The organism is Nitrospirota bacterium (assembly GCA_030684575.1).
Taxonomy (GTDB): domain Bacteria; phylum Nitrospirota; class Nitrospiria; order Nitrospirales; family Nitrospiraceae; genus Palsa-1315.
Window position 1 is genome coordinate 91,992 of sequence record JAUXVD010000018.1, and the last position, 11,072, is coordinate 103,063.

General features: G+C 57.0%; 11 protein-coding genes. 10 read left to right on the forward strand and 1 reads right to left on the reverse strand.

Translation table 11 applies throughout. The features are described from left to right. Positions 1-89 precede the first annotated feature (89 nt). A complete protein-coding gene (locus Q8N00_13400) occupies positions 90-1,607 on the forward strand; it encodes a diguanylate cyclase (GenBank protein ID MDP2383788.1) in 1,518 nt (505 codons plus the stop codon). 144 nt (positions 1,608-1,751) lie between these two features. Then, positions 1,752-2,345, forward strand: a complete 594-nt coding sequence (locus Q8N00_13405) for a PilZ domain-containing protein (GenBank protein ID MDP2383789.1) — start codon at positions 1,752-1,754, stop codon at positions 2,343-2,345. On the opposite strand, the gene Q8N00_13410 is transcribed toward Q8N00_13405, so the two are convergent. Then, the gene (locus tag Q8N00_13410) at positions 2,281-3,279 is read right to left on the reverse strand and encodes a P-loop NTPase (GenBank protein ID MDP2383790.1); all 999 of its coding nucleotides are present in this window, start codon (positions 3,277-3,279) and stop codon (positions 2,281-2,283) included. The genes Q8N00_13405 and Q8N00_13410 overlap by 65 nt on opposite strands. Positions 3,280-3,510: 231 nt before the next feature. Between Q8N00_13410 and Q8N00_13415 the strand changes: the two genes are divergently transcribed. The 8 genes from Q8N00_13415 to Q8N00_13450 all read left to right on the forward strand — a co-directional run. Then, a complete protein-coding gene (locus Q8N00_13415; protein ID MDP2383791.1) occupies positions 3,511-3,696 on the forward strand; it encodes a helix-turn-helix domain-containing protein in 186 nt (61 codons plus the stop codon). Positions 3,697-3,806: 110 nt separating this feature from the next. After that, positions 3,807-4,670: a protein-glutamate O-methyltransferase CheR gene (locus tag Q8N00_13420; GenBank protein ID MDP2383792.1), complete on the forward strand. Its 864-nt coding sequence runs from the start codon at positions 3,807-3,809 to the stop codon at positions 4,668-4,670. Between the two features lie 12 nt (positions 4,671-4,682). Further along, entirely contained in the window at positions 4,683-5,066 is a 384-nt protein-coding gene (gene cheY / locus Q8N00_13425; protein ID MDP2383793.1) for a chemotaxis response regulator CheY, read from the forward strand. A 14-nt stretch (positions 5,067-5,080) separates the two neighbouring features. After that, positions 5,081-5,737, forward strand: a complete 657-nt coding sequence (locus tag Q8N00_13430) for a protein phosphatase CheZ (GenBank protein ID MDP2383794.1) — start codon at positions 5,081-5,083, stop codon at positions 5,735-5,737. A 116-nt stretch (positions 5,738-5,853) separates the two neighbouring features. Continuing rightward, entirely contained in the window at positions 5,854-7,758 is a 1,905-nt protein-coding gene (locus Q8N00_13435) for a chemotaxis protein CheA (GenBank protein ID MDP2383795.1), read from the forward strand. A gap of 35 nt (positions 7,759-7,793) precedes the next feature. After that, entirely contained in the window at positions 7,794-8,747 is a 954-nt protein-coding gene (locus Q8N00_13440) for a chemotaxis protein (protein MDP2383796.1), read from the forward strand. 63 nt (positions 8,748-8,810) lie between these two features. Then, on the forward strand, positions 8,811-9,881 hold the full coding sequence (locus tag Q8N00_13445; GenBank protein MDP2383797.1) for a chemotaxis response regulator protein-glutamate methylesterase: 1,071 nt from the start codon (positions 8,811-8,813) through the stop codon (positions 9,879-9,881). A 54-nt stretch (positions 9,882-9,935) separates the two neighbouring features. After that, a partial coding sequence (locus Q8N00_13450; protein MDP2383798.1) for a methyl-accepting chemotaxis protein occupies positions 9,936-11,072 on the forward strand: 1,137 nt, incomplete at its 3' end.

Genomic DNA, 11,072 nt, shown 5'->3' on the forward strand with positions numbered 1-11,072 from the left:
ATTTCGCCGGAAGCGAGAGCACAGCACGAACCATCCCGAACGGATTCGCTATCGGGAGGATTGCATCAACAGGACAAGGAGCGTCCGATATGAGTAGAAAGGCAAGTTCCGATCACGCCGATCCCATTTCCGTTCGCGCCATCACGCCTGCCAAGGAAGAGGATCGAAGGCCCTGCCTGTTCGTCGTAGGACATGCCGCCTTTCAGCGCAAATCGGTCTGGACAGGCCTCGAAGCATTGGGGAATCGCGTCCGTCGATTCACCAGACCAGCGGCACTTCTCGCCGCAATCGACGCGACATCGCCCGACGCAATTTTCTGCGAAGTGACCGCTGCGCCTGAGCCGGCCTTTGAGCTGTTGAACCGATTGGCCGCGGTGCAGTGCGACGCCTGTGTCATCTTCATGGGACCGGACCTCGGCGCCGAACAGGTAGCGCGATGCCTGCGGGACGGCGCATTCGACTATCTGACGGTTCCCTCACCAGACACACGAGTGCTGGATACTCTGCAGAAGGGGCTCATTAATCGGCAGGCCTTTCAGGCCGTGCGCGACCTCTCCGGACAACTCGCACAGGTGAATGCCTCCTTGGCGGGTGAGCGGGATGTCCTTCGGCAATGGAATATCAAGTTGTCGCTGCTCAATCACCTGACACAAGCCTTGGCGGGACCCTTGAATAGCGAGTCCATTGCACGGTCCCTGTTCAACGGTCTTGCCGGGCTCGTCCCGGTGGATGTCATCGGACTCGGCCGGCCTGATCCCCATCGTGTCTGGACATGGTCTCGAACGGCGGCCTACGAGGCGCAAGAACAACGAGTGCGCGCGCACCTCCTCAGCCGATTCAACGCGCAGGCGACACCGGTGTGTCAGACCCAGGCTCAGGTGCTTCAATGGTCGAGCGGTCTCCCGGCATCCGAACGGCCTGCGCAGATGACCATCCCGCTGGCCTTCTCGCCGAACAGCCAGGGGCTGTTGTATGTCGAGCGGCAGCAGGGCATCTTTTCGGAGTCCGAGCTTCAGCTATTGTCCATGGTCGGCACGTCGCTCTCGCTGGCACTCCACAATGCCGCCATCCATCAGCAGATGCAGGAATTAGCCTCGCGCGATGGCTTAACCGGACTCCTGAACCGGCGGGCACTCGAAGACGTCCTGTCGCGAGAACTCAAAGCCGGCATGCGCTATCGTGCATCAGCCTGTCTCATCTTAGTCGATGTGGATCATTTCAAGCAGGTGAACGATCTGTTCGGGCATCTGGGAGGCGATCAGGTGTTGACGGAAATGGCGACGGTCATGCAGGACGCCGTGCGGGATACCGATTCAGTGGGCCGGTACGGAGGCGAGGAGTTCGGGATTGTGCTGCCTCATACCGATCTCGCCCGTGCCGCGGTGCTTGCAGAACGGCTGCGGGATCAGATCGAACAGCATACATTCGACGTGGACGGAGGATCGGTGAGGATCACGGTCAGCGTCGGCATTGCACAGATCCCGGACAAAACAATCGGTACGGTGCCCGAATGGATGGCCGCAGCCGATGCGGCACTCTACGAATCCAAGAATCGCGGGCGGAATAGAGTGGTGATTCATACGACGGACAACTGCGCCTGTGCGTGAAACCATTCAGGAATCTGTTGATCCGACGGTCTGTAGAATGGCTAGAATATCCGATCAATCAATAAATCGTCAGATCATCAGATCGACAGATGTCAACCGCGCCACGTCATGTCGAGCACAACGCGGTTGAGAGGATCATCGACAATGCCACCATCTGTGCAAGCCAAGATGCCACAATCAGACGAACGGCGTGAATGGCTTCGAATCGACGATCGTGTCCTGCTGGAATATCGGCTTATCACCGAGCAGGAGGAGTCCTCCATACCTGGGATGCCCCCAGTCAGCGACCAGGCGATTGCGGAGGCCATGCACAAGCCGGCAGCCGATTTCTTTGCGCAACAGGGAGAACAACTGGCGCATTCGCCGTTACTCCCCTGGATGATGAAAGTCGATTGGCTGCTGGAGGTGATCGTCAAGACGCTTGCGCAGATGCATCCTGGCGGAGTGCCCATCGCCCAGATCGCCGATGTCAATCTGAGCGGCGGGGGCATCGGTTTTGTCTCTCCGCGGTGTTTTGCCGCCGAGGACCAATTAAGTGTTAAAGTGGTGCTGCCGCCATTCACGCCGATTGAGGCCACGGCACGGGTCATTCGTTCGATTGCGACCAAAGATGGGCGGGGCTTCGACATCGCGACCGAATTTGTGTCCCTCTCTCCCACCGATCAGGAACATCTCATCCGCCACATTCTACAGACACAGGCTGAGCGATTGCGCGCACGCCGCAATCATACGAGCTGACGAGGAGTCCTGCTGCAAGAGTGGCTTGGGCAAGGTCTTCTTGTGCCCGCCGTGACGCCTCCATATGGAGGGCCAACGCGTCGGCAGTGACTTTGAGCGCCACTGCGGCTGGAGAGCTCGGCTCGGAATCGACGACCGGCAGATAGCCTCGAACGGCTCGCCCTATTGCGGGGTCGTCGGGGATCTCACCCAGTAAGGTCAGCGAAGCCCCGATATATTGCGTGAGCAGTTTTTTCAGCACGGAGGTGTTGACGCGGGAGCGACCGGTCACTCGATTGAGAATGAGGGCCGGGTGAAATGTCCGGAGGGTCGCTTCAGCAACGGCTCGCCCGGCTACGTTGGTCTGGCCCGCGACTTCGAGCACCTCTTCGACGCTGGAAAAATCGCGATCCGACAGCGCGTCAGCTATCGCATCCCGTGAGAGGAAGGAGGATAGGACGCGACGGATCGCGGCGAGCTTGATGAAGCGATAGAGATCCAGCACCGAGGTGGGATCGGGTGTGGCGATCGTGACATGGTGATCCGCCATCAAGAAGAAATCCAGCGCGTGATAACTCGTCCCTGCTCCGATATCCACGACGACGACATCGGTCTCAAGCTCCCGTAAATGACGAATGAGTCGTTTCTTTTTGGCATACGGCATGTTCGCGGTCGCGAGCGTGTCGCCTGTCCCGGGAATCAATGTGAGGCCTGGGTGGACCGGAAGCGCCTGTGCGACGTCCGCGAGCCGTTCGACCCGGCGGCTGAGAAAATCCGTCAGGGTGAGTGGAGGATTCAAGAGTCCGAACAAAATATGCATGTCTGCGCCGCCGATATCGAGGTCGACCAGCATGACGCGCTTGCCTTGTTTGGCTAAGAGCAACGCTACATTGGCTGCAATTACACTTTTACCGACTCCTCCTTTGCCCGACGCGATAGAGACGATGGTGGCCATTGAGACAGTTTCCTATTGGTTCGTGTAAGTCCGTAGTCCTTATTCGGCTGTTTCGTGTGAAACATAAGCGCCGGCCTCCTATCAAGTCTCCTCCATATACGCAGCTCAAGACGAATGCTGTCGCGTGGCAATGACCGGCATCGGGTACTCAAGTTTTCTATTGGCAGCACCGATAACCAATTCACTATGAATGATGCAGCCTCAACAACAACGACGTTCCCTGTGAACGGAATGGTTTCGGCGGACGGCGAGATCTTGACGGTCCTGGACGTGGCCCGGTTTCTCCGGGTGCCCAAGTCCACCGTCTACAAGCTTGCGCGTGTCGGTGAGTTGCCGGCGTCGAAAATCGGGAAGCATTGGCGCTTCCTCCGTCGCGACATCCATGAATGGATGCACAGTCGCTCTCAACAGGCGTAGCGAGCACGGACCTCCGGCTCCTCCGTCTGCGTCACGTGCGGTATGGCCTATGCCGAGAGCACCGAGGGTATCGACGCGCCCAAGGTCTCGGTCAACAAGAGAAGGACAGGATGAACCAGGCTCTGACCAAGCAGGCTGCCAAGCAATTGTCGCTCGTCATGAGCGACGAGACCTACAAGCAGTTTCGCGCCTTCATCTATGAGCAGACCGGTATCTCCTTTCAAGACAACCAGAAGTATTTGCTGGAAAGCCGGCTGCTGCCACGGCTCAAGGAACACAAGCTGGCAACCTATGAAGACTACTACCACTATCTGAGGTTCGATACCTATCGGGATAAAGAGCTGTCCTCGTTTTACGATCTCATTACCACGAATGAAACGTATTTCTATCGCGATATCCCGCAGCTGGAAAATTTCATCAAAACCATCGTGCCTACATTGATGGAGACGAATAAATCCTCTAAGCAGATTCGCATTTGGAGCGCGGCCTGTTCGACGGGCGATGAGCCCTACACCCTCGCCATCATGCTGCTCGAACATCCTTCGCTTGCCGGCTGGAACATCGAGATTCTGGCGACGGATATCAACGACGCAGTCCTGACGCAGGCGAGGTCCGGCATTTATGAAGCGCATACGCTGCGCCATGTGCCGAACATGCTGAAGCGAAAATATTTCGTGGAACAGAAGGGGCACTTCGAACTGACGGCGGCGGTCAAGGGGCGAGTCAAATTCATGAATCTCAATCTGTACGATCGCCCACGGTTAAAGCTGGTTCGAGGCATCGACACCGTCTTTTGCCGGAATTGTCTGATCTATTTCGACGATAAAGCTAAATCGCAAATCGTCACGGACCTTCATGGCTCGCTCAAGCAGAACGGATATCTCGTGATCGGATTCTCGGAGTCGATCACGAACATGGGAAGCCTATTTCGGACTATGCAGACAGGCCGTTCCGTCGTCTATCAAAAAGTCTAAGGAGGTTGCGATATGCCGGCAGATCTGAACATGAAGATTCTCGTCGTGGACGATATGTCCACCATGCGGAGGATCGTGAAAAATATTCTGAAGCAGCTCGGATTTACCAATATGGAAGAGGCCGAGAACGGGCAGGAGGCGCTCACCAAGCTCCGCGCCGAACCGTTCGGGTTCGTCGTGTCCGATTGGAATATGCCGGTGATGCCGGGGATTGAGATGCTTCGTGCGATCCGTGCGGATGACACACTCAAACATATACCCGTGCTCATGGTCACGGCCGAAGCCCAAAAGGAAAATTTGATCGAGGCGATCCAGGCCGGCGTCAATAACTACGTCGTGAAGCCGTTTACGGCGGAAACGATGCAAGAAAAGATCAATAAAATCTTCAATAAATAGGAAGGGCCGCGTTCATGATCATGCGCGATGCAGCAGGAAGGTCCGTCCCAGAAGAGTCCTCCAGCGATCGAGACCTCGACGAGGAGGAGTCCGGGGACACACAGCTGGTCGAGAAGATCGGAGAGCTGACCCACTTTATCGATAAGACCATCAAGACCATCTCCCAGTTCTCCGCACCGATGAGCGCGACGGCGGAGCAGCTCCCAGACGCCACGGCGCATCTGAAAGATCTTCGCAAACTGACGGAAGACGGCACCCATAAAATCATGCAGCTGGTCGAAGCGATCGAAGAGAACCGGAAGCGTGCGAACATCCAATTCGAGGCACTCGTGAACGGGTTGGCCAGCTCTGATCCCGCCACTGTCGCGTCGAAGATCACGGCGATTCGCGCGACACTCGCCGCCGACAATAAGCCGCTGATGGACATCCTCACGGCCTTGTCGTTCCAGGATCTGGTCGCGCAGAGCGTGAATAAATTGGTGACGATCATCGACGACGTGGAGCACAAGCTACTCGAAATGGTGGTGGTTTTTGGGCCGTACACCAAAGGCGCCGGCATGGCCGAAGCCGGCAAAGCCTCTGAGATGCTGAAGCAACTTTCCGCGACCAAGAACTCGTCCATGAAGCAGGACTTGGCAGATGAAATTCTGAAGCAATACGGATTTAACTGAATGCAGACGGCTCGAGAGGAAAGGCGAGGGGTTATGGAAGGGACCAGGAACATGACATTCCGTCCGCTTGCCAATGACCCGTTGCTTCATGCCGCGAGCCTCACCCGGAGGGTGTTATGAGCGAAGAAGCAGATGAGATGAAGGAAATTCTCAACGACTTTTTAACCGAGTCGACGGAGATGATCGATGTGCTCGATCAGCGATTCCTTGCCCTGGAGGCCGACCCGAATAACGCTGACCTCTTGAACGAAATATTCCGTGCCATGCACAGCATGAAAGGCGGAGCCGGTTTCCTGGGATTCAATCATCTCGTGGATGTGACGCATCGGGGCGAGAGTATTCTCAATAAAATGCGACAGGGGGAAATGGCGGTCATCCCCTCGATCATTAACGTCATTCTGGAAGCCGTCGACGTGGTCAAGGCCCTGATGCACGATATTCGCGCCACAGGCACCGATACCAATGTGCCGACAGAGGAGATGGCCAAGAAGCTCGACGAGGTCTTAGCCGGGAAATTTGAAGGGTCAGCGCCCGCAGCGCAGTCGTCCATGGCCGCTCCTGCTCCATCACCCGCCGCGACCCCAACCCAGGATCCGGTGGCACCGGCCTCACCACCTCAGACGATCGGCGAGATCCTCGTGCATGATGGCTTGGCGTCGAAGGAACAGGTGTTCGATGCCTTAACCCAGCAGCAGAAACAGCCGGAGCCGAAGCAAGCCCTTGGAGAATTGCTCATTCAGGCCAAAGTCATCTCCGAGCGCGCACTCGACCAGGCGTTGCACAAACAGGACAAGCCCGGAAAGTCGGCTGACGAAGACCAAACGATCAGAGTCGAGACCCGCCGGTTGGATTCGGTGATGAATCTCGTCGGCGAACTCGTCTTAGGGCGAAATCGCCTGATCAAGATCGGCGGGGTTCTCGACGAAACCCATGAGTCGGATCCTCAAGTACGCGCCCTGGGTGAGACGCTCACCCAATTGAACCTCGTGACGACGGACCTCCAGCTGGCCGTCATGAAAACCAGGATGCTCCCGATCAAGAAAGTGCTCGCCAAGTTGCCGCGACTGGTGCGCGACCTCTCGCAGAAACTCGGGAAGCAAGTCCGACTGGAGACGCACGGAGAAGAGACGGAACTCGATAAGTCCGTCGCCGATGAAATCGGCGATCCCTTGGTTCACTTGGTGCGAAATGCCATTGACCATGGCATCGAAATGCCGACGGAACGGCATGAACGAAACAAGCCGGTCGAAGGGGTCTTGCGCATCGCAGCCAGTCAGGAAGGCAACAGCATCGTCATTCGGATTCAGGACGACGGCAAAGGCATCCCCATCGACAAAGTGAAGGCCAAGGCGCTCTCCAAGGGATTGGTGAGTGAAGCCGAATTGTCCGCCATGGAACCTCGTGAAGTCGTGAACCTGATTTTCTTGCCGGGGTTCAGTACGGCGGAAAACGTGACCGACGTGTCCGGACGCGGTGTGGGGATGGACGTCGTCAGGACCAACATCCGCAAGATGAATGGCACCGTGGAGATCGAGTCCGAGCAGGGGAAAGGCAGTCTCATCACCATCAAGCTTCCGCTGACCATTGCGATCATTCAAGCGCTGATGGTCGAAGTGGAGCGTGCCACCTTTGCCATTCCGCTGAGCTCCGTCATCGAGGCCGTCCGGATTACCAAGTCGGACATCAAGACCATCAATGGGCGCGAAGTTCTGCACCTGCGCGATCGCGTCTTGCCGTTGCTCCGTCTCGCGCAAGAATTCGATATTCCCGTCGACCCCAACCGCGAACGGTTCAATGTCGTCGTGACGGCCTTGGGCGACCGGCGGATCGGCGTCGTGGTCGATGAACTCCGGTCGCAAGAAGAAGTGGTGATCAAGTCGATTTGGGAATATCTGGACAGCATCAAGGGTATTTCAGGCGCCACCATCACCGGGGACGGCAAAGTCGTCTTGATCCTGGATATTTCCGAGTTGGTCGAGAATGCTCATGCCTGGCACCAGGCCGTCGCAGTCGCGGCCTAGTTCCGGCATGTGTCACTGAGGATAAGGAGTCGCAGATGCCCACACTCATTAACGAAATCGATGCTCGGACCAGGCTCGCCGGCGCCAATCAGATGGAACTGTTGCTATTCCACCTGGGGACCAACGAGCTCTTCGGGATCAACGTCTTCAAAGTCCGTGAAGTGATGAAGTTGCCGGAGCTCACGCGCGTTCCTGAGGCGGACAACCGCGTCGTCGGCATGGCCAATATCCGCGGGACGATGGTGCCGGTCATCGCGCTCAAACGTAGCCTCGGCCTCGGTGAACATGAAGTCGATCTCACCAACCTCGAAGCCAAAGAGAACGGCATTCTCATCATCACCGAATATAACGGGAGCTTACAGGCCTTTCATGTCGCGGCCGTCGACCGGATCATTCGCACGTCCTGGTCGCAGATCAAGACCCCCCCGGCGTTGGTTCGTGAAAATAATAAAGGGGCGGTGACCGCCGTCACGATGCTGGACAACGGCCGCATGGTGTTGATCCTCGACGTCGAGAAAACGCTCAGCGATATCTGCCCGCGTCCAGACGACGAAGTATTTGCGGGGCTTCGCGCAATGCCGGAGCTCAAAAATAAATGCGTGTTGTTTGCCGACGATTCGAGCGTCGCCAGGACTCAGATCCGGAAGGCATTGGAAAAGCTCGGCGTGCCTTTCATTCAGACGACGACCGGGAAAGAGGCCTGGGACTATCTGCAGGAACTGGCGGAAGTCGCGTCCAAAGAAGGCCTGGCACAAGCGCAAGGAATCCATCTGGTCCTGAGCGATATCGAAATGCCGGACATGGATGGATTCACTTTGACGAAGCATATCCGGGCGGATCCGAGACTGGCGCATCTTCCGGTGATTTTACATTCCTCGTTGACAGGAACCTGCAATCAAGACAAGGGGCGCCAAGTCGGCGCCACGGATTATGTGACGAAGTTCGATCCGAAAATGTTTGCAGAAAAACTAATGCGGTACATCCTGTAATCGAGCGTATGCGGCCTCTGATACCGCGGGTTGTGTGTAGTCTGGTGGAAGGAATCGATGGGTATGGGTACAACGATTCAAGTCCTGATCGTCGACGATTCGACATTTATGCGGAAGAGCCTCTCGTCGATGTTGACGAAGGATCCGCGCATTGCGATCGTCGGGATGGCGCGCAACGGAGAAGAAGCGGTGCAGCTCGTGCATCAGCTGAAACCGGACGTCGTGACCATGGATGTCGAGATGCCGGGCATGAACGGCATCGAAGCCCTCAAACGCATCATGGCCGAACATCCTGTCCCCGTGCTGATGGTCAGTTCCATCACGACCGAAGGCGCCGGCGACACCTTGAAGGCCTTGGAGTTGGGCGCCGTCGATTACATTCCCAAGCAACTCGACGGCGTGGCCATGAAGATCCACGACATTCAAGACGAATTGATCGCCAAAATTGTTGCCGCCAGCCAAGCGGGTGGCAAAGTGCGAGCTCGTACCCTGAACGGGGCTTCCCGTCCCGCCGTCCAGCCTCGTCCGATGGGGCTGACCGCACATTCGGTCAACGCCACGCGAGGCAGGCGGGTGGTGGCTATCGGCTGTTCGACCGGAGGGCCTCAAGCGTTGATCGAAGTGCTTCCCGCCTTTCCCTCTGATTTTCCTGCGGGGATCGTGATCGTGCAACATATGCCGAAAACCTTCACCAAACCATTTGCCGATCGGATGAACATGCTCTGCGGCCTCGAAGTGAAGGAAGCGGCCGATGGGGATGAAGTGAAGCCTGGCCGCATCTTGATCGCGCCTGGAGGAGTCCAATGCCGGGTCAAGCGCCGGTCCATTACGAGTACGGTCATCGCGCTGAGCCCGAACATCGAACAGCATCTCCATGCTCCCTCTGCCGACATCATGATGCAGTCGGTTGCCCTGGTTTATGAAGAACGGGGTATCGGCGTCATCCTGACCGGCATGGGGCACGACGGCCTGGAAGGCATGAAGGCCATCAAGGCTGCCAAGGGCCGGACCATCGCCCAGGACGAAAAATCCTGCATCGTCTATGGCATGCCGAAAGCGGTGGTGGAAGCAGGCTGCGCGGATAAGGTCATTCCGCTCTCGGGGGTCGTGGGGGAAATTCTCAATATGGTGTAAGGGGCACAGGGGGATCGGACAGATTCATTCACAATCGAGAGGGTAGGAGGCACTATGAGTACGTTGTTGAAGGGCATGAATATCGGACCGAAGTTTGCGATATCGATCGGGGTGCTCGCCTCGATGATTTCACTCGTCGGGCTCGCGATTATTTATCAGCAGGAGCAGGACAAATTATTCGGGATGCTGGAGCAGCGCGGACAACTGTTGGAATCACAGATTCAGATCACCCGATCCTACATTGCGCAGAATTATGTCGGGAAATTAAAAAAGAGCAAGGTCGGAAGCGAGATCGTCATCGCCAAGGATCATGCAAACAACCCCGATGCGATTCCGTTCCCGGCAACCGCCACACGAGAAATGGGAGAGGAAGCCAATAAAAACGGGCTGTTTACGGCTAAAATGATCAGCCAAACTCCGATTAACCCTGCCAATGCGCCGAAGGACGCATTTGAGACCGAGGCGGTGCGGGCCGTCATGGGCGGGGCCGCTGTCTTCTCTCGCGTCGAAGAGGTGAATGGGGTACTCACGTTCCGCCGGGCATCGGCGGACAAGGCGACGTCGACAGCCTGCATCGGTTGTCACACCGACAAACAGGTCGGGGACGTCCTGGGCGTGCTCAGCGTCGGGATGAACATGACGAAAGGCAAAGCTGCGTCCGACAAATCGTTGATGAGCACGGCCAGTTTGCTGCTGGGAATTATCATGATCCTTGTCGTCGCAACCTATCTGCTGCTCCGGAGCATTGTCCTCAAGCCGCTGGCACACATGGCGACTATCACCAAGGACATTGCGCAGGGCGAAGGCGATTTGACGAAGCGTGTGCCGACTGAGGGCAACGATGAAATCGCCCAGTTCGGTGGCTTCTTCAATCAGTTTATCGATAAATTACAGAAGATGATCGGCAAAGTTGCGCATGTGACCGACAAGGTCGCCTCCGCGTCGGTCGAACTGTCCGCCACGGCGGAGGAAATCTCCAGGGGCACCGATACCCTGACGTCTCGTGCCGCGCAGACCGCTGCGGCGGTGGAGGAAATGAATGCGACGGTGAGCCAGGTCGCACAGAATTCCGGTAAGGCGGCGACGCTGGCGCAAGAGACGGTGCAGACCGCGAAGAACGGCGGGTCGGTGGTAGCCGACACAATTTCCGGCATGCAACATCTGTCGGAAGCTGTTTCCAACTCGGCGACG